Annotated in this window: 18 protein-coding genes and 1 pseudogene; 15 read left to right on the plus strand and 4 right to left on the minus strand. The window is 68.5% G+C overall.

Features of this window, described 5'->3' with window-relative positions; genetic code table 11:
• Positions 1-198: pseudogene (locus AC1DBE_RS13840) on the plus strand (isocitrate lyase); the annotation flags it as partial.
• 111 nt (positions 199-309) lie between these two features.
• Positions 310-1,974, plus strand: a complete 1,665-nt coding sequence (gene aceB, locus AC1DBE_RS13845; RefSeq protein ID WP_476970887.1) for a malate synthase A — start codon at positions 310-312, stop codon at positions 1,972-1,974.
• 226 nt (positions 1,975-2,200) lie between these two features.
• Here aceB and AC1DBE_RS13850 read toward each other — a convergent pair whose 3' ends face one another.
• Together AC1DBE_RS13850 and AC1DBE_RS13855 are read right to left on the minus strand one after the other, a co-directional pair.
• The gene (locus tag AC1DBE_RS13850) at positions 2,201-3,349 is read right to left on the minus strand and encodes an MFS transporter (RefSeq protein ID WP_476970937.1); all 1,149 of its coding nucleotides are present in this window, start codon (positions 3,347-3,349) and stop codon (positions 2,201-2,203) included.
• Between the two features lie 199 nt (positions 3,350-3,548).
• Positions 3,549-4,760: an ROK family protein gene (locus AC1DBE_RS13855; RefSeq protein ID WP_476970888.1), complete on the minus strand. Its 1,212-nt coding sequence runs from the start codon at positions 4,758-4,760 to the stop codon at positions 3,549-3,551.
• Between the two features lie 175 nt (positions 4,761-4,935).
• Here AC1DBE_RS13855 and AC1DBE_RS13860 point away from each other — a divergent pair, with 175 nt between their 5' ends.
• The 12 genes from AC1DBE_RS13860 (at position 4,936) to AC1DBE_RS13915 (ending at position 16,553) form a co-directional block, all read left to right on the plus strand.
• Complete coding sequence (locus AC1DBE_RS13860; protein WP_476970889.1) at positions 4,936-6,069, plus strand: Gfo/Idh/MocA family protein; 1,134 nt, start codon at positions 4,936-4,938, stop codon at positions 6,067-6,069.
• Positions 6,066-6,869: a hypothetical protein gene (locus AC1DBE_RS13865; RefSeq protein ID WP_476970890.1), complete on the plus strand. Its 804-nt coding sequence runs from the start codon at positions 6,066-6,068 to the stop codon at positions 6,867-6,869. Before AC1DBE_RS13860 ends, AC1DBE_RS13865 begins: the two co-directional genes overlap by 4 nt.
• A gap of 102 nt (positions 6,870-6,971) precedes the next feature.
• Positions 6,972-8,291: an ABC transporter substrate-binding protein gene (locus tag AC1DBE_RS13870; protein WP_476878351.1), complete on the plus strand. Its 1,320-nt coding sequence runs from the start codon at positions 6,972-6,974 to the stop codon at positions 8,289-8,291.
• Positions 8,292-8,302: 11 nt separating this feature from the next.
• Positions 8,303-9,268 carry a carbohydrate ABC transporter permease gene (locus tag AC1DBE_RS13875; protein ID WP_476970891.1) on the plus strand — a complete coding sequence of 322 codons (966 nt, stop codon included), beginning with the start codon at positions 8,303-8,305 and terminating at the stop codon, positions 9,266-9,268.
• Positions 9,268-10,161: a carbohydrate ABC transporter permease gene (locus AC1DBE_RS13880; protein WP_476970892.1), complete on the plus strand. Its 894-nt coding sequence runs from the start codon at positions 9,268-9,270 to the stop codon at positions 10,159-10,161. Before AC1DBE_RS13875 ends, AC1DBE_RS13880 begins: the two co-directional genes overlap by 1 nt.
• Positions 10,162-10,201: 40 nt before the next feature.
• Entirely contained in the window at positions 10,202-10,957 is a 756-nt protein-coding gene (locus AC1DBE_RS13885; protein ID WP_476903559.1) for a sugar phosphate isomerase/epimerase family protein, read from the plus strand.
• Positions 10,954-12,075 (plus strand): Gfo/Idh/MocA family protein, encoded by a 1,122-nt coding sequence (locus AC1DBE_RS13890; protein ID WP_476878355.1) that lies wholly within the window; start codon positions 10,954-10,956, stop codon positions 12,073-12,075. The genes AC1DBE_RS13885 and AC1DBE_RS13890 overlap by 4 nt, the downstream gene beginning before the upstream one ends.
• Before the next feature lie 8 nt (positions 12,076-12,083).
• On the plus strand, positions 12,084-13,307 hold the full coding sequence (locus tag AC1DBE_RS13895; protein ID WP_476970893.1) for a Gfo/Idh/MocA family protein: 1,224 nt from the start codon (positions 12,084-12,086) through the stop codon (positions 13,305-13,307).
• 1 nt (position 13,308) lies between these two features.
• On the plus strand, positions 13,309-14,304 hold the full coding sequence (locus AC1DBE_RS13900) for a sugar phosphate isomerase/epimerase family protein (protein ID WP_476970894.1): 996 nt from the start codon (positions 13,309-13,311) through the stop codon (positions 14,302-14,304).
• A 13-nt stretch (positions 14,305-14,317) separates the two neighbouring features.
• Positions 14,318-15,193, plus strand: a complete 876-nt coding sequence (locus AC1DBE_RS13905) for a TolB family protein (RefSeq protein WP_476970895.1) — start codon at positions 14,318-14,320, stop codon at positions 15,191-15,193.
• 55 nt (positions 15,194-15,248) lie between these two features.
• Entirely contained in the window at positions 15,249-15,785 is a 537-nt protein-coding gene (locus AC1DBE_RS13910; RefSeq protein ID WP_476970896.1) for an N-acetyltransferase family protein, read from the plus strand.
• A 57-nt stretch (positions 15,786-15,842) separates the two neighbouring features.
• Entirely contained in the window at positions 15,843-16,553 is a 711-nt protein-coding gene (locus AC1DBE_RS13915; protein WP_476970897.1) for a DsbA family oxidoreductase, read from the plus strand.
• Between the two features lie 39 nt (positions 16,554-16,592).
• On the opposite strand, the gene AC1DBE_RS13920 is transcribed toward AC1DBE_RS13915, so the two are convergent.
• A complete protein-coding gene (locus tag AC1DBE_RS13920) occupies positions 16,593-16,856 on the minus strand; it encodes a hypothetical protein (RefSeq protein ID WP_476970898.1) in 264 nt (87 codons plus the stop codon).
• A 130-nt stretch (positions 16,857-16,986) separates the two neighbouring features.
• Entirely contained in the window at positions 16,987-18,612 is a 1,626-nt protein-coding gene (locus AC1DBE_RS13925; protein WP_476903557.1) for an MDR family MFS transporter, read from the minus strand.
• A gap of 177 nt (positions 18,613-18,789) precedes the next feature.
• Here AC1DBE_RS13925 and AC1DBE_RS13930 point away from each other — a divergent pair, with 177 nt between their 5' ends.
• The gene (locus tag AC1DBE_RS13930; protein ID WP_476880393.1) at positions 18,790-19,428 is read left to right on the plus strand and encodes a TetR/AcrR family transcriptional regulator; all 639 of its coding nucleotides are present in this window, start codon (positions 18,790-18,792) and stop codon (positions 19,426-19,428) included.
• Positions 19,429-19,443: the final 15 nt, after the last annotated feature.

The following is a 19,443-nucleotide window of genomic DNA, read 5'->3' on the forward strand; positions in this document are numbered from 1 at the left end:
GGTTACGCCCGGGAAGGCATGAGCGCCTATGTTGAGTTGCAGGAAAAGGAATTCGCCTCCGAAGCCCGCGGCTACACCGCCACCAAGCACCAGCGCGAAGTCGGCACCGGCTACTTCGACGACATCGCCACCGCGCTCAACCCGAACGCTTCCACCCTCGCCTTGGTCGGATCGACCGAAGAGGGCCAGTTTCACTAATCCCCGCCCACAGCCTTTCCCGCCAGTTGCCCTATCACTTTTGGTCCTCATCGGCCGCCTTTGGGGACCAAAAGTGATAGGGCAACGGCGGACTTTCAAGGAGCAACTCCCATGAACAGCTTCACTGACAACTTCACCATCAACGGGGTTACGTTGACCGCGCAGCCCATCTGCCGGCAGAACGAGGTCCTGACCCCGGACGCCCTGGCCTTTGTTGCCAAGCTTCACAAGGCGACGGCGGAGCGCCGGCAGGAGCTGCTGCTGGCCCGGCAGGAACGCCGCCAGCAGATCGGCAAGGGCCAGGACCCGCATTTCCTGCCCGAGACCGAGGCCATCCGCAACGACCCGCAGTGGCGCGTCGCTCCCCCGGCGCCCGGGCTGACGGACCGCCGCGTGGAAATCACCGGCCCGGTGGATAAGAAGATGACCATCAACGCGCTGAACTCCGGCGCCAAGGTGTGGCTCGCGGACATGGAGGACTCCTCCACCCCGTCGTGGCGCAACGTCATCCAGGGTCAGCTGAACCTGTCCGACGCGCTGGAACGCCGCATCGACTTCACCTCGCCCGAGGGCAAGGAGTACAAGCTGCGCAGCGCCGAGGAGCTGCCCACCATTGTGGTCCGGCCCCGCGGCTGGCACCTGCCGGAGAAGCACATGCTCATCGATGGCACCCCGGTGGCCGGCGGCATCGTGGACTTCGGCCTCTACTTCTTCCACAACGCCCGCCGCCTGATCGCCCAGGGCAAGGGCCCGTACTTCTACCTGCCGAAGATCGAGAACCACCTCGAGGCCCGGCTCTGGAACGACATCTTCGTCCTCGCCCAGGACCTGCTGGGCATCCCGCAGGGCACCATCCGTGCCACGGTGCTCATCGAGACCATCACCGCGGCGTTCGAGATGGAGGAGATCCTCTACGAACTGCGCGAGCACGCCGCAGGCCTGAACGCCGGCCGCTGGGACTACATCTTCTCGCTGATCAAGAACTTCCGGACCCGGGGACCCCGGTTCGTCCTTCCGGACCGCGGCCAGGTCACCATGACGCAGCCGTTTATGCGCGCCTACACCGAGCAACTGGTCCGGGCCTGCCACAAGCGCGGCGCCATGGCGATCGGCGGGATGGCCGCGGCCGTCCCCAACCGCAAGGACGAGGAAGCCAACGCCATTGCGTTCGAGAAGGTGCGTGCGGACAAGACCCGTGAGGCGGCCGACGGCTTCGACGGCTCCTGGGTGGCGCACCCGGACCTGGTGCCCGTGTGCCGGGAAGTGTTCGACGGCGTCCTCGGCGGCCGCCCGAACCAGCTGGACCGCCTCCGCGAGGAGGTTACCCCCGATGACCGTGCGCTGATCGACATCGCCTCCACCACCGGAACGATCACCGAGCAGGGCGTGCGGAACAACATCGAGGTGGGCATCCGGTACATCGAGTCGTGGCTGCGGGGCAACGGTGCGGTCGCCATCCACAACCTGATGGAGGACGCCGCCACCGCGGAGATCTCCCGTTCGCAGCTGTGGCAGTGGATCTTCTCCCGCGCCATCACGGACGCCGGCGATGTCATTACCCGCGAGTGGGTGGAGGACATGCTGGACGAGGAGTTCGTGAAGCTGGAACGTTTCGAAGGCGACCGTTTCGCCGATGCCAGGGACATCTTTGAGGAGGTCACGCTCGGCAACGAGTTCCCCGCCTTCCTGACCCTGCCGGCTTACGACCGCTTCCTGCACGAGGCCCGCGACGGCGCCGCCACCGCCATCAGCGGCGCGGACCTCGTGGCCGTCTAACCCCGGACGGGCCCGGAGACCGCGTTGCGGCATCCGGGTCCGCCCACCCCGGCTTCCGTCCGCCGGGCCGCCATGCCCTTCGCAACAGGCTCCCCGAGATCCGGGGCGGCGGCCCGGCAACGGAATACCTTCCCGAGCACCCGACAACGGCGTCGAACGGACACCTGAGGCCCATGTTTTCCAGGAAACATGGGCCTCAGGTGTTGTGCCGAGCGGCGGGGGGCTGTCAGTGCGGCTTCGGGACGTGGCGCAGCGAGAGCCCGCAGCCAACAATGAACAGCGTCACCGAGCCCAGGATCATCAGCAGGGGCCCGGTCCACGAGTCCGAGAGGCCGTGCACGTAACCGAGCAGGGTGGGTGCCACGGCGCCGACGCAGTAGCCAGCGCCCTGGACGACGGCGGACATCCGCCCCGCGGAGACCTGGTCCCGGGCCAGCCGGATGATGGCGATGAAGATCAGGGTGATGCCGCCGCCCTGGGCCACCCCGCCGAAGGAGGACCACAACCACCAGAGCCCGGGGGCCAGCAGGAGGCCCAGCGGCACTGTCAGCCAGAGCGCCCCCAGGGTGAGCCCGACCGCCGTCGTGCTGGCAAAGCGCGCCGCCAGGGGGACCCCCAGGCCGCCGGCGATCGCCAGGATCTGGAACAGCGAGGACCCGGCCCCGGCCGCCGAGGGCGCCAGGCCCAGTTCGTCGGCCAGCAGGCTGGGCAGCCACGCGGTGACGCCGTAGTAGGAGAAGGCCTGGCCGGCGAAGCCCGCGGTCAGGGCCACCGTGATCCAGCGCGACGCCGGCGGCCGGGCCGCGCGGGTCGGGTCGGAGCCCGGGACGGCGCGGGGCCGGTAGGCGTCGGCGCCTGCCGCCGGGATCCACACAGCCGCGGCCGCTAGCGCGAACACGGCGCAGGCCGCGATGGCAGGACGCCACCCCAGCAGTTCCGCCAACGGTGCGGTGATCATGGACGTGGCAAAGGAACCAATGTTCAGGGTCGCCGTGTAGGTGCCCATGGCCGCGCCCTGTTTGGCCGGGCTGAAGTCCCGCCGGATGATCAGCGGGACCACGATGTTGCCGATGGTGATGGCGACGCCCAGGATCACGGTGCCGAGCATCACTGGCGCCCCGCCGCCCGAGGAGCGCACGATGACGCCGGCCAGCACACCCAGCAGGGTCAGTGTGATGGCGAACTCCGGGCCCAGCTTCCGGCCCGTCAGCGAGGCCAGCGGCGCCGCGAGCGCGAAGCAGAGCACCGGGATGCCGGTCAGGAAGCCGATTTCGACCGGCGAGAACCCCAGGTCCCGCTGCATGTCGCCCACCACGGGGGCCACGGCCACAAACGGGCCGCGCATGTTCAGGGCGATCAGGCCGATCGCGATCATCAGGAGCCCGCCGCGCGGGATCCGCGCCAGGGCGCTCACCGGGCTAGCCCCGCGGCCCCGGCGGCCCGGCAGAAATATGTTTTCATCAGTCCCATTGCTATCACGGCCGGCCCGGGCCCCTGCCGCGGCCGCTGTATGTGACGCCCTCGGCAGATCCCCCGGCCGACGCCCCGGTAACCACCGTTAACCACCGGCCGGATCAGCCGGTTGCCTGCAGGGTCGCTTCGATAACGGCGGGCGAGAGCACGTGCTGGGTGACCATCTGGCTGGCCCCCAGGATGGCTGCCCGGTCGCCGGCGACGGAAAGGCCGATGCGCAGGTGGGTGGTGGCCAGGGGCAGCGAGCGCCGGTACACCACCTCGCGGACGCCGGCCATGAGGTGCTCCCCGGCCTGGCCGAGGCTGCCGCCCAGGACGATCACTGACGGGTTCAGCAGGTTCACGACCGTCGCGAGGACGTCGCCCAGGTCCCGTCCGGCCTGCCGCAGCGCCTGGGTGGCCTGCAGGTTGCCGGCGGCCACCAGCCGCAGGACGTCGCCGCCGTCGCTCGCCTCAAGGCCCTGCTCCGCGAGCGCGCGGGCCACCGCCGGGCCGGAGGCGAGCGCTTCGAGGCAGCCGTAATTGCCGCACCGGCACTGCACCTGGTCACCCCGCGGTACCCGCACGTGGCCGAGGTCCCCGGCCGTTCCGTTGGCGCCGCGCTGCAGCTCCCCGCTGCTGATGATGCCGGCGCCGATGCCGGTGGCGACCTTGACGAACAGGAAGTTCTCATCGCCGGGCCAGTGGGCCGTTTGCTCGCCCAGCGCCATGATGTTCACGTCGTTATCGACAAGGACGGGGACGGGAAGGGAGCGCTGGACGTGGCTGACGACGTCGTGCCCGTCCCAGCCGGGCATGATCGGCGGTTTCACGGGCTTGCCGGTGGCGTGTTCCACCGGTCCGGGCAGCCCGATCCCGACGCCGGCGAGGTCTTTTTTGCTCCGGCCGGCCCGGCCGAGCAGCTTGAGGCCCTCGTCGATGACCCGGTCGAGGACTACGGCAGGACCGTCTGCGACGTCCTGCTTGAGCCGGCGTTCGGCCAGCACCGTCCCGTTAAGGTCCGTCACGGCAATGATCACGTGGGTGGCGCCGACGTCGACCGCAAGGACGGAGCGGGCGGCAGGGTTGAAGGCAAAGCGCGACGGCGGCCTGCCGCCGCTGGAGCTGGCCTCCCCGGCGGGGCCGACCAGTCCGGAGAGCATCAGTGCCTCGATCCGGGAGGCGATGGTGGACCGCGCCAGCCCCGTGGTGAGGGCCAGCTCGGCGCGGGTCCTGGCCTTGCCGTCGCGCAGGATCTGGAAAAGGTCACCGGCGCGGGACAGGCTTCCGCCGGCCTCCGGGGCTGCGGAGTCGGTGCCGGTAATCGTACTCATGAGTAAGTGATAGCACGAAGGCCTTCTTCATGTCACACCGAAATAAGACTGCAACGAAGTTTTCAACTTTTGCTTGACGTTCGACATAAGTCCCTCTAGCTTGAGTGTGAGCCAGGTCACCGGAGCTGCGGCGGGATGCCGCAGCCGGGCCTGGAATGACAAAGGGGTTATGAACGTGGCGAGCCAAGCACAGGCGGCATCAGGGCCGCTGGGCGTCGGGATCATCGGGGCCGGGCCCGTGACCCAGGCCATTCATCTGCCGTCCTTGGCGCGGCTGGAGGACATCCTCGCCGTCCGGCACGTGATGGACGTCGATCCCGCGGTGGCCGAATCCGTCGCAGCCCGGGTCGGCGCCCGCTTCAGCACCAGCACTGCGGAGCTCCTCGCCGATCCTGCCGTGGACGTCGTCGCCGTCTGCAGCCCGCACCAGTTTCACGCCCAGCAGGTCATCGACGCCTGCCGGGCCGGCAAGAAGGCCGTCCTCTGCGAAAAGCCCTTCGCCATGAGCGGGCAAGAGGCGGCGGCGATTCTCACGGTGTCGGCCGAAACCGGAGTTCCGGTGATCGTTGGCGCCATGCACACCTTCGATCCGGCCTGGCTGGCAGCGGAAGACGCCTGGGGTTCGCTCCCGGAACAGGTACACACCATCCGGTCCTCCATCGTCCTGCCGCCCAACACCCGCTTCGAGGACTTCGCAACCGAGGTGGTGGGCCGCACTCCCCCGCCGGCCACACGCCCGGCCGCCGAAACGGCGTCCGCCTCAGAGGCCGCAACCGAGGCCGCGCTCGAGGCCGCGCTCGAGGCCGCGAAAGCGATGCTCTCCGGCGGGGTTATGGGCCTCGCCATCCACGACCTCCCCCTGGTCCGACGCTTCAGCCCTCACTTTGCGGACGCCAAAGTCCTCCACGCCGAGACCCTGGCGCCCTTCGGCTACGTCATCTCCCTGCAAGCCGGCACCACCGTCATCGAACTGCGGGCGGCCATGAACCAGACCTGGGAACCGGACTGGACCTTCGAGGCCATCGGCGATGACGCCGCCCTGAGCATTACGTTCACCCCGTCCTACGTCCATGCCGGATCGGCAACGGCCCGGATCCACACCCGGGCAGGGACCACGGTGCTCGGCCCCTACAGCCACAACGGTTACGAGGGCGAGTGGCGCCGGCTTGCCGCCATCGCCCGCGGCACCGCCCCGGCGCCCGAGCCGGGCAGCCTGCGCGATGATCTCGACTTCGCGCTCGCCATCGCGGATGCGGCCGCCGGCATGGCCTCCCCCGCAGCCGCCGCCTACGCGGAGACGCGGGCATGAGCGCCCGGCTCAGCGTCGGGCAGGAGTCCGGCGTCGCGGACACCGTGGCGGCCGCCCTCGCCTCCCTTCCCGTCTCCTTCGGCCCCGCCGCCGGGCCGGCCGACGTCGTTGCCGTTTCCGGCGACGCCGGGTGGACCAGCCGCGCCACGGCCGCGGTCCGCGGCGGAGCCCGCGGCGTCGTCGTCGTCGAACCAGCCCCCGAAGACCCCGCGGCGCTGGCCGCGGCCGCCGCCGACAGGGGCGCCGCCGTCGCCCTGGATCATGGCTGGGCGTCGAATCCGGTGCTTGCCGGCCCGGGCGCCACCGCCGTCGGCGCCCTTTCCGGGGCCGTAGCCGACGCCGTGCTGTGCGACTCCGTGGCCTACGCCGCCCCCGGAACAGCACCGGAGAACCTGCTGACCCGCCACTTGTGCGCCCTGGCCGCCTGCGGCGTGGAGCTGTCCGCCCACCGGATTGTCCGGATGGACTCCCGCGGCTACCTGGTGATGGCCCGGCTCCCGGACGGCGCCCCGGCTGCGCTGCAAGGAACCACGACGTCGGCGCTGCCGCACACCGCCACGGTGTCGGTCCTCACCCGGACCGGCCGGACCGACGTCACCCTGCCGGACGCGGCGGCCGCGTGGCCCGCAGAGGTCCGCACGGTCACCCCGGACGGTGCCACGACCCTGCCCACCGGCTTCGAATCGGCCCACCGCCGCAGCTGGATCCGGCTCCACGCCGCAGTCCAGACCGGCGCCGGGCTGGATGACCTGGAGCGCTTCGCCCCCGTGGCGGCGCTCGTCAGGGACCTTCACGGCTGACCCGTTCTGCCCGCAGCACCCCGCACCACCAGCACCAACTTCCGTATCAACTCACCGTCGAGAAGACCGGGCCCCGCGGCCCGGTCACGAAAGGAAATTATCGTGACGAACAAGTCCTCCCTAACCTCCTCCGCCTTCTCCCGCCGGGGCTTCCTGGGCTTCGCCGCAGCAGCGGCCAGCGCACCGCTCCTGGCAGCCTGCGGCGGCGGCTCCGCCTCCCAAGGCGCGGGTGGCGGCGGCGCCATCAAGTTCTGGGACATGCCGTGGGCAACCCCCGCCTACAACGATGCCGCCAAGAAACTCGCGGAGGGCTTCTCCGGGGCCAACAGCAAGGCCAGCTACCAGATCATCCAGTGGAACAACTTCTACCAAACCTTCTCCTCGGCCATCGCGTCCAAGACCGGACCGGCCGTCTCCACCGGCGGCGGCTTCCAGGCCTTCCAGTTCGAGCAGCAGGGACAGATCGCGTACGCCGACAAGGTCATCAGCACCCTCAAGAGCAACGGCACCTTCGATGATTTCCTGCCCGGGGTGCTGGATCCGTTCAAGACCGACAAGGGCTACGTCGCCGTCCCCTGGCAGCTGGACATGCGCGTCTTCTGGTACCGCAAGTCGCTGTTCGAGAAGGCCAACGTCGCACTGCCCACGGACTGGCCCTCCCTGCTGGAAGCCGGAAAGGCCCTCAAGAAGCTCGGCGCGTTTGGGTTCACCACCGGTGCCGGTGCGGGCAACAACTACGGCAACCACTCGATGATCATGATGATGGTGAACAACGGCGGCGGCGTGTTCAACAAGGAGGGCCAGCTGGACCTCCTGAACGACCGCAACGTCGAGGCCATCGAATTCGTCCTGGAACTCGTCTCCAACGGCATCGTCGATCCCGCGGCCGTCAGCTACACCACAGACAACATGTCCGCCCAGTGGAAGGACGGCAAGGCCGGCTACGGCCTGTTCCAGGTCAACGTGCCGCAACGCGTCGGCGATACCTCCGGCGACCTGCTGGTGGCCGACCCCATCACCGGCCCGCACGGGGACAAGGCCACCATCGTGTTCCCGAACAACATCATGATGTACAAGAACACTCCGTCCCAGGAGGCCTCCGAAGCGTTCCTCGTCTACTACCTGGGCCAGCTGAAGCAACTCTGGAGCCAGAAGCTGATGTCCGCGCTGCCGGTCTTCAAGTCGATCACGCAGATCCCCGAGTTTGCCAATGACCCCAACAACGTCAAGATCGTCAAGGACTGGCAGCCCATCGCCAAGACCTTCGCGTCCCAGGGCTCCACCCTCAACGCCAACCTCGCGGCCCTGGACGGCGGCCAGGCCCTGAACCAGTTCAGCCAGACCATCCTGACCGGCAAGTCGGACGCCAAGACCGCGCTGCAGACCTTCCAGTCCGGCCTCGAATCGGTCCTCAAGAAGTAGCGGCGCCGGCCATGACAACCACCACCACCGCCACCTCGGGCCTGGCCCGGGCCCGCCGGGGACTCGCCCCCAGCGGCTCGGGAGCCTCGCCCGGAAAGCGCAAGAGCAAGCTCACGGCGCAGACCACCCGGACCTTCTTCTGGCTGCTGATCCCCTCGGTGGTCCTGCTGGTCCTGATCCACGGCTATCCGCTGATCTACGCGGCCATCCAGGCCACCCACGACGGGGACCTGCTCCAGGCCGGAAACTTCGTCGGCACGGACAACTTCGCCACCGTGCTGTCCTCGCCCGCCTTCTGGAAAGCCGCACAGTTCACCCTGTGGTTCACCATCGTCGGAGTGTTCGGGTCGTGGCTGGTGGGACTGGGCCTGGCCCTGCTCCTGCGCACCAGGATCCCGGCCGGCGGTACTTTCAAGGTCCTGCTGCTGCTGCCGTGGGTGGTCCCGATCGTGGTCTCCTCCACAGCCTGGAACTGGCTCGTCGCCACCCCGGACAGCCTGCTTCCGAGCATGTTCCGCAACCTTGGCATGGGCACCCCGTTATTCCTGGCGGATCCCACGCTCGCTGCCGGGACGGTGATGGTCTTCAAGGTCTGGGTCAGCTTCCCGTTCATGATGATGATGACCTCCGCGGCGCTGGCCTCCGTCGATACGACCGTCTACGAGGCCGCCAGCATGGACGGCGCCTCGCGGCGGCAGCAGTTCACCCAGATCACGCTGCCGCTGATCGCCCGCTCCACGTACATCTCATGGATCCTCATGACGATCTTCTGTGTCAACGATTTCCCCACGATCTACCTGCTGACCGGCGGCGGACCGGTTAGCGCCACCACGTCGCTGGTGGTCCTGGCCTACCGCACCGTCTTCCAGGACTTCGCTACCGGACCCGGTGTGGCCATCGCCTTCCTGATGACCATGACCCTGGTGGTCATCTCCGTCCTCCTATACCGCCAGATCCGAAAGTCGAGCGTCGAATAATGAGCGCAGTTCTCCACGCCCATCCCCAGACCGGCGCCATCAGCGGGTCCAGCGAAGCAGGCAAACCACGCCAGGCCCTCTCCGAGGCGGGGCAGCGCGGCCGGTGGTGGCGCTTCGTCCTGATCCTGATCATCACGGCCATAGTGCTGGTCCCCATCATGGTCACCGTGATCCTGGCCTTCACCCCGGGAGCGCACAGCACCGCCACCGGTCCCACCTTCGAGAACATCGCGAATGTTTTCTCCGGAACACTGGCCGCAACCTGGCTGCAGAACAGCCTGATCACCACCCTGTCCACCGTGGTGGTCTCCGTGGCCGTGGCAGCACCCGCCGGCTACGTCCTCTCCCGTGGCCGGAGCAGGGCCGTCTCCGGCTACTCACTCCTGTTGTTCGTGATGCAGTCCCTGCCGATCATCACCTCCGTGGTGCCGCTCTTCATCCTCTTCGCCGGGATGGGGCTGGTGGACAACCTGCTGGGCATCACCATCATCTACGTCGGGTCCACCATGACCGTGGCCACCTGGATGATGGCGGCCTACTTCGACTCGATCCCCGTCAGCCTCGAAGAAGCCTCCTGGATCGACGGCTGCTCGGTCTTCGGGTCGTTCACCAAGGTGGTGCTCCGCAACAGCCTGCCCGGCGTCCTGTCCACCGCGATCTTCGCCTTCCTGCTGGCCTGGAACGACTACCTTGTGGCCATCGTGTTCCTGCGGTCCAATGAGATCTTCACCCTGCCCATGGGCGTGCAGTCGTTCTTCCAGCAGAATGCCACCGACTGGACCTCCGTGATGGCGCTGGCCGTGATCATGATGCTCCCGCCGATCATCGTCTTCGCCACCCTGAACAAATACTTCAGTGTGGGCGGCATTGGCGGTTCCCTCGCAGGCCGCTAGCCGCCCCTCCAGACCACCCACCACCCCGCAAAGGAATCCCATGTCGTACTCCCTCCAGCTGTACACGCTCCGCAACGCCGTCGCCGAGGACCTGCCCGGCACCATCAGGAAGGTCAAGGAGGTCGGCTTCACCCAGGTCGAGCCCTACAACTTCGTGGCCACGGCGGCCGAACTCGGCGCCGCCCTGGCCGAGAACGGCCTGACGGCCCCGACCGGCCACGCGCCGCTGCTGAGCCAGGACCAGGACCAGATCTTCACCGCCGCCAAGGACCTGGGCATCGCCACCGTCATCGACCCGTACCTGCCCGCCGAGCACTGGCAGACCGCCGGGGACATCCAGTCCACCGCAGCCAAGCTCAACGCCGCGGCCAAAAAAGGCGCCAAGTACGGCATCCGGGTGGGCTACCACAACCACGCCTGGGAACTTGAATCCAGCGTGGAGGGCCAGACCGCACTTGAATACTTCGCCGGGCTGCTGGATCCCGAGGTTGTCCTGGAAGTGGACACCTACTGGGCGGCCGTCGGCGGCCAGGACCCCGCCGGGCTGCTCGAACGGCTCGGCGACCGGGTCAAGTTCATCCACATCAAGGACGGCCCGCTGACCACGGACACCAAGGCTCAGCTGCCGGCCGGCCAGGGCAAGATCGCCGTCTGGGACGTCATCGGCGCCGCGCAGTCACTGGAGGTCGGCGTCGTCGAATTCGACGACTACTCGGGGGACATCTTCGACGGAATAGCCCAGTCCCTGGCCTACCTCAAGGCCGGCTCGGCGAGCGCGCAGGGCGTGAACGCATGAGCGCGGCGTCCGGGACCGGCCGCGGACCGGTCGGCGTCGCCGTCATCGGCGCCGGCAACATCAGCAAGCAGTATCTGGACAACCTGACGGTCTTCCCCGACCTCAAGGTCCACGTCATTGCGGACCTCTTCGAGGACGCTGCCGCCGCCCGCGCCCAGGAATACGGCATTGCCCAGTCCGGCGGCGTCGATGCGGCCCTGAACCATCCCGACGTCGAGATCATCGTGAACCTGACCATCCCCGCCGCCCACGTGGAGGTCGCCACTGCCGCGGTCAACGCCGGCAAGCATGTCTGGACGGAGAAGCCGTTCTCGCTGGACCGCGAATCCGGGCTCGGGCTGCTGAAGGCGGCCGACGCCGCCGGCCTCCGTCTCGGCACCGCGCCGGACACGTTCCTCGGCGCCGGCCTGCAGACCGCACGCCGGCTCATCGAACGGGGCGACATCGGCACCCCGCTGACCGCCATGACCACCTTCCAGACCCCCGGTCCCGAATCCTGGCACCCGAATCCGGCCTTCCTGTTCCAGCACGGCGCAGGTCCCCTGTTCGACATGGGCCCCTACTACCTCACCGCGCTGGTTCAGACGTTCGGCTCTGTCCGGCGGGTTGCGGCGATTGGCTCCAAAGCCAAGGACGTCCGGGTGATCGGATCCGGGGCCAAAGCCGGGGAAGAGTTCACGGTCGAGGTTCCCACCCACGTGTCGGCCATGGCCCAGTTCGAAAGCGGAGCCTCCTCGCACAGCGTCTTTTCCTTCGAGTCCCCGCGGCAGCGCATGGGCTTCGTGGAGATCACCGGCACCGAGGCCACCCTCTCCCTGCCGGACCCGAACTACTTCGACGGCGATGTGCGGCTCTGGCGCGCCGGGGATGAGGACTGGACCGTTGTGCCCGCCACTGGCCCCGCCAACGGCCGCGGCATGGGCGTGCTGGACATGGCCCGCTCGATCCGCGCCGGGGTCCCGCACCGCGCCACCGGAGACCTCGCCTACCACGTCCTGGACACGATGGTCTCGATCTCCGAGTCGATCGGCTCCGGGGCCTTCGTCGACGTGGACAGCACCGCCCCCGTCTCCGCAGCCCTCCCCGAGGACTGGGACCCCACCGCCTCCACCCTCTAGGACACGCTATGACCTTCCAGGAAAACCCGGCCGGCCACGGGGCCGAGGACCCGGGCCACCCCACACCCCTCGGGGTGGCGATGATCGGCTACGCCTTTATGGGGAAAGCACATTCGAACGCCTGGCGGAATGTTGCCAGCTACTTCGACGTGCCGGCCTTCGAACGCCGGGTCCTGGTGGGCCGGGACCCGGCCGGGGTGGCTGCCGCGGCCGCCCAGTACGGGTGGGCCGAGTCCGCCACGGACTGGCGCGAGGTGATCGCGCGGGACGACATCCAGATCGTGGACATCTGCGCTCCGGGCTGGATGCACGCCGAAATCGCGATCGCAGCGCTGGCGGCCGGCAAGCACGTCCTGGTGGAGAAACCGCTGGCCAACACCCTCGCCGAGGCCGAAGCGATGGCGGAGGCGGCCCGGAGCGCCCGCGGCCGCGGGGTGCAGTCCATGATCGGCTTCAACTACCGCCGGGTCCCGGCGCTGGCCCTCGCCCGCGAGCTGATCGCCGAGGGCCGCCTCGGTACCGTCCGGCACGTCCGGGCAGCCTACCTTCAGGACTGGCTGGTGGACCCGGAGTCGCCCATGACGTGGCGGCTGAACAAGGAGACCGCCGGGTCGGGCGCCCTCGGGGACATCGCCTCCCACGCCATCGACCAGGTCCTGTTCCTGCTGGGCGACCAGGTCACCGAGGTCTCTGGCCGGCTGCACACCTTCACCACCTCCCGGCCGGGCCCGGACGGCCCGGAGGAAGTCACCGTCGACGACGCAGCCTGGGCCACCCTGGCCCTGGCCTCCGGGGCCATCGCCTCGGTGGAGGTCTCCCGGGTGGCCTCGGGCCAAAAGAACGCCCTCAAGCTGGAGATTTACGGCAGTAAAGGCTCCATCCTGTTCGACCTGGAAGCCCTGAACGAGCTCGGATTCCTGGACGCAACCCTTCCCGTCCGGGAGCAGGGTTTCCGCCGCATCCTGGTCAGCGAGCCCGAGCACCCCTACATTAGGGCATGGTGGCCGCAGGGACACACGATCGGCTGGGAACACGCCTTCACCAACGAAATCCGCGACTTCCTCGTGGCCGTCGACGGCGGCACCCCGCCGTCGCCGTCGTTCGAGGACGGACTCAGCGTCCAGCGCGTCCTGGCCGCCGTCGAGGAAAGCGCAGCCGCCAAAAGCTCCACCATCCAACTCACCACCCCGCCCGCCGTCCCCTCCCCCGACCCCTCCACCGAAGGAGCCTGATATGCCCCGCCCGTACACCCTGTTCACCGGCCAGTGGGCCGACCTTCCGTTCGAGGAAGTCGCCCGTCTGGCCTCCGGCTGGGGCTACGACGGTTTGGAAATCGCCGTCTCCGGGGACCACCTGGACGCCTGGCGCTGGGACGAACCGGGCTATGTGGACTCCAAACTCGCGGTCCTGGAGAAGTACAACCTCAAAGTCTGGGCCATCTCCAACCATCTCAAGGGCCAGGCGGTCTGCGATGACCCGATCGATTTCCGGCACGAGGCCATCGTGGGGGCCAAAGTGTGGGGCGACGGTGACCCCGAGGGCGTCAGGCAGCGCGCCGCCGAGGAGATGAAACACACCGCCCGGCTCGCCAAAGCGCTCGGCGTGGACACCGTGGTGGGTTTCACCGGCTCCTCCATCTGGCAATATGTCGCGATGTTCCCGCCGGTCCCGGAGAAGATGATCGACGCCGGCTACCAGGACTTCGCCGACCGGTGGAACCCCATCCTGGACGTCTTCGACGACTGCGGGGTCCGCTTCGCCCACGAGGTGCACCCCAGCGAAATCGCCTATGACTACTGGACCACCGTCCGCACCCTCGAGGCCATCGGACACCGCGAAGCATTTGGCCTCAACTGGGATCCCTCGCACTTTATGTGGCAGGGCATCGACCCCGTCTCCTTCATCTGGGATTTCAAGGACCGGATCTACCACGTGGACTGCAAGGACACGAAGCTGCGCCCCACCGGCCGGAACACCGTCCTGGGCTCGCACCTGCCCTGGGGCGACCCCCGCCGCGGCTGGGATTTCGTCTCCGCGGGCCGGGGCGACGTGCCCTGGGAATCCTCGTTCCGCGCCCTGGCCGCGATCGGCTACACCGGCCCCATCTCGATCGAGTGGGAGGACGCCGGCATGGACCGCCTGCATGGCGCACCGGAGGCTCTCGCCGCACTCAAGAAGTTCGACTTCCCGGCGTCGAGCACCTCCTTCGACGCCGCCTTCAAGCAGTAGCCCGGGCACGGCCGTGCCCCGCGAGCTGGTCCCGGGCCAACGCTGCGAGGTCTGGATCGCCTCCGCCCTCACCGGTGGCAGCGAGCTCGTCTTTACCAGTGACGGCCTGCTGCTGGAGGCCCCCAACTGGACTCCGGACGGCTCGGCGCTCATCCTTAACGGCGCCGGCAGGCTGTGGCGGCTGGAGCTGTCCGTCCGCTCGCTCGAGGCCATCCCGGTCACGGGGGTCCCTGCCGTCAACAACGACCACGTGCTCGCCCCGGACGGCACCCACCTCTACCTCTCCGCTGAGGACGGCCACCTGTACCGCGCCGGCATCCGGGGTGGGGAGGCCGTGCGGATCTCCGCCGAGGACGGGTTCGCGCACTACCTGCACGGCGTGAGCCCCGACGGATCCAAGCTGGCTTTTGTGGCGGTGGAGGCCGGAGACTTTTCCCGGCCCGGGCGGCTGATGACCATGCCGGCGGCGGGCGGGCCCGCCACCGCTGTGCCCACCGGCCCGGGACACTGCGACGGTCCGGAGTATTCGCCGGACGGCGAGTGGATCTACCTGAACACGGAGGCCTTCACGGACCGGCCCGGTCACGCCCAGCTTGCCCGGGTACGCCCCGACGGGTCGGCGCTCGAGCACCTGCTGCCAAGTCCCAGCGTCGACTGGTTCCCGCACCTTTCCCCGGACGGCCTGCTGGCCAGCTACGTGCGGTTCCCGCCCGGCACCCTCGGCCACCCCGAAAATCTTCCCGTCGATGTGGTCGCGGTGGCGGTGGCGGACTGGACAGCGCCGCTGCACACGTGGCCCCTTTTCGGCGGGCAGGGAACCCTCAACGTCAACAGCTGGGCGCCCGATTCGGCACACTTCGCGTATGTCGCCTACCCGTCCCGAACATGACGAACTGCACTTCACGAACGGCATCCCGGAGGCGGGCAGGACTAGGGTTTTGGGCATGACGCACCTTATCCGGCAAGCCACCGCCGACGACGCCGGCCGGCTGGCCGAGCTGGCCGCCGTCACCTTCCCGCTCGCCTGCCCGCCCGAATCCCGGCCCGAAGACATCGCCGCGCACCTGGCCAACACGCTGAGCGAAACCAGCTTCCGCGGCTACCTCGGCGACCCGGATGTCACGGTGCTGGTCCTCGACGAGGACGGGGAGCTCCGCGGGTACAGCCTGCTGATCGACCGCCCCACCCGGGACGCCGATGTAGCGACCGCCCTCAGCACCGGTTCCGCCGTAGAGCTAAGCAAGTGCTACGTCCACCCGGACCACCACGGCCTGGGCGCCGCCGCGGAGCTGATGCTGGCCAGCATCGCCGCGGTGCCGGACGGCCGCGGACTCTGGCTGGGGGTGAACAGCCAGAACGCCCGCGCCATCAGGTTCTACGAGAAGTCCGGCTTCCGGAAGGTCGGCACCAAGTCCTTCAGGCTGGGGACCACCGTGGAGCATGACTTCGTGATGGAACGCCCGCCTGCTTTGTCCCCCTGAGGCGCGGCTTCCCGGGCAGCCGGGAATGGGCGCGGCGCCGGCGCGGTTGTCACCAGCATGAAGATTGAGATCTGGTCCGATGTGGCCTGCCCCTGGTGCTACATCGGTAAGCGCCGTTTTGAAACCGCCCTCGCGGCGTTCCCGCACCGCGAATCCGTGGAGGTGCAGTGGCGCAGTTTCCAGCTGGATCCGTCCCTCCCGGAACACTTCGAGGGCACCGAGCTCGATTACCTGAGCACCCGCAAGGGGATGGCTCCGGACCAGGTCGCGGGGATGTTCGACCACGTGGCGGCCCAGGCCAGGGCCGAGGGCCTCAACTACCGTTTCGACACCGTCGTGGTGGCCAACAGTTTCACCGCCCACCGGCTGATCCACCTGGCGGCGGCCCACGGAAAGCAGGACGCGGCCAAGGAGCGCCTGCTCAGCGACCACTTCGAACACGGCCGCGACATCGGCAGCCGCGAGTACCTCACCTCACTCGGGACCGACCTGGGGATCGACGCCGGGGCCCTCGAGGAACTGTTCACGTCCGACAAGTACTCGGACGACGTCCGGGAGGACATCGCCGAGGCCCGCGCCCTGGGCGTCAGCGGCGTGCCGTTCTTCGTCATCGACCGGAAATTCGGGCTCTCCGGCGCCCAGCCCGCCGAAACCTTCAGCGCCGCCCTCGACCAGGCGTGGCAGGAAAGCCACCCGCTGGTTATGGTCGACGCCGGCGCCGCCGATGCTGACAACGGAGCCTGCGGCCCGGACGGCTGCGCCGTCTAATAAGCGCCCGGAAGTCCGGGGCCTCCGGGCCCCGGACCCCTAGGCAGTTTGAGGCAGGGCCGCCGTCGAGCCGGTAGTCGTGTATTTACCGGGCAGCGCACCGGACGGGCACCGGAGGATTTCCAGTGCCTCGAGGTCCAGCAGCTTCCGGGCGCCGGTCCGGGCATCCAGGATCCAGAAGAGCTCCATCAGCGGGATGGTCTGGGTGACCTTGCCCCTGTGGAACAGCTTGCCGTTGTGCCACGCCTCGATCTCGTCCCCGGCGGCCAGCTCCGCGCATGTTCGGATCGGCGTCTCGCTCACGTCCATATCCTGTTCCCTCCCCAGCGGGCCCCGCCGTCGGGGCCCCGTTGGACCCAGCATGCCCGAACGAGGTTTCGGGAGCGTTTCCGGAACATGTTGTTCCTGCGACGTGGCCGGGCTTCCCCTGGAACTATCCCCGGGCGCCACCGGCGGGCACGGCGGCCGGCGACGGGTCGGCGTCGTCCGCGGTGATCAGGATGCTGCCTTCGGCAATCGATTCGGCGAGTACGTCGTGTTCGACGGCGGTGGCCAGCGGCTTCTCCTTGATGAAGCACATCAGCACGGCCGCGGCGAGGGCGAGCGGAACCATCCAGATGAAGATCGGGGTCAGGGCGTCGTTGTAGGAGGAAATGATGGCCTCCTTGAGCGGTGCCGGGAGATGGGCGACGACGGCGGGGGTCAGCGAGTTCGACCCGCCCGGCGTGGCACCGCGGGCCGCGGCGGGAAGCCGTTCGACCAGCAGCCCGGCCAGCCGGCTGGCAAACAGGCTGCCGACGACGGCGGAGCCCAGGGTGGCGCCGATCTGGCGGAAGAAGTTGTTCGACGCGGTAGCGGTGCCCACTTCGCGCAGCGGGAAAGAGTTCTGCACGATCAGCACCATGATCTGCATGCTCAGGCCCAGCCCCAGGCCCATCACGGCGAGGTAGGCGCAGATTTCCCAGAGCGGCGCCTCCGGCGTCAGGGTGGAGAGCAGCACCAGGGCGCCGGCAACCAGCACGCCGCCGGTGATCGGCATCCACTTGTAACGGCCGGTGCGGCTGACCAGCTGGCCGGAAACCACGGAGGCCACCAGCAGGGCGCCCATCATCGGAATCATCAGCAGCCCGGACTCCGTGGCGTTGACGCCGAAAGCCATCTGCAGGTAGGTCGGTAGGTAGCCGATCGCACCGAACATGGCCACACCGATCAGCAGGCCGGACACTGTGGCGAGGTTGAAGTTGAGGTCCTTGAACAGATGCAGCGGGATGATCGGCTCGGCGGTCCGGCTCTCGACCAGCACGAACGCGGCGGCGCTGACAACGGCGCCGGCGATCAGGCCCAGGATGATGGGGTCGGTCCAGTCGTACTTGCTGCCGCCCCAGGTCGCGAACAGCACCAGGCAGGTGGTGGCAATGGCGAGCAGGACCATGCCCCCGAGGTCCAACCGCGGCCGGCCGCTGTGCTTGGGCAGCTTGAGGAAGAAGACGGCTCCGGCCAGGGCAAGGAGGCCCAGCGGAATGTTGATCCAGAACACCCAGCGCCAGCCCGGGCCTTCGGTGAACCAGCCGCCCAGCAGCGGGCCGGCGACCGAGGCGATGGCAAAGACGCCGCCCATCATGCCCATGTACTTGCCGCGTTCGCGGGCCGGAATGACGTCCGCGATCACCGCCTGGGACAGGATCATCAGTCCGCCGCCGCCCAGCCCCTGAATGACGCGGGCAACAATGAGCATGCCCATGTCATTGGCCAGGCCGCCGACGACGGACCCGGCCATAAACAGCAGGATTGCGGCCATCAGCAGGGACTTGCGGCCCATAAGGTCGCCCAGCTTGCCGTAGATCGGCATGGTCACCGTGGAGGCGAGGATGAAGGCGGTGATGACCCAGAGCATGTCGTTGACGCCGTGGAGCTCGCCGACGATGGTGGGCAGCGCCGTGCTGAGCACGGTCTGGTTCAGCGACGCCAGGAGCATCGAGAGCATCAGGCCGACGAAAAGCAAGACAATGTGCTGCTTTTCCCCGGGCCGCCCCGGCGCGGGGGTTGCTGGAGTGGTCATGTCGTCATTCCTTTTTGAGCGGTGGAAGGCAAGAGCGGGAGCGCTGGGGCAGGTCAGGGGTCCCGGTATGGGAAGAATAATTGCACATTCCTTGCATCGATGCAAAATTGCATCGATGCACCGGGTGGTGTCGGTCGACACACGCCTTTTACTGACACATCGCGCTAAAGTGTCCGTATGCCCAGGATTTCGGCCGCGAGCAACGCCGCCCAACGAGCCGAGACCCAGCGCCGCATCCTGACTGCGTTCGGCGAACTGCTCTTCACCCACGGGCTGCCGGGGCTGACCATGACCGACGTCGCCCGGCACGCCCGGATCGGCCGCACGGCTGTCTACAACTACTACGCGGACATCGAAGAGCTCCTGATTGCCTACGCCCTCGACGAGACCGAGCGTTTCCTGGTCGAGCTGCGCGATTCGCTGGCATCGCTGGAGAATCCGGTGGAACGGCTGGCCCTCTACGTGCGGGCCCAGGTGGAGGACCTGAGCCGGCGCCACCTGCCGCCGGGACCGGCCATGGGCGCCGTCCTGTCGCCGGCCTCCTTCGCCAAGCTCGCGGACCACGTGGGCGAGCTCAGCCTCCTGCTGCAGGACATCCTGCGGGAGGGTATGGCCCAGGGGTACCTGCCGCAGACGGACATCACCCAACTGGCGCAGCTCATCCACGGGACCCTGTCCTCCAGCGCCGCCCGGGGTGACGGTGCCGGAGCGGAACCCGACGCCGAGGCCCGGCTGGCCCGGACCGTGCGGTTCGTCCAGTTGGGTGCCGGTGCCAGGTTCGACGGCGACGGCCGCCCGCTCCGCGTCAGCGGTTAAGCGGCACGCCGGGGC

This window comes from Arthrobacter sp. 10T416 (assembly GCF_056394165.1).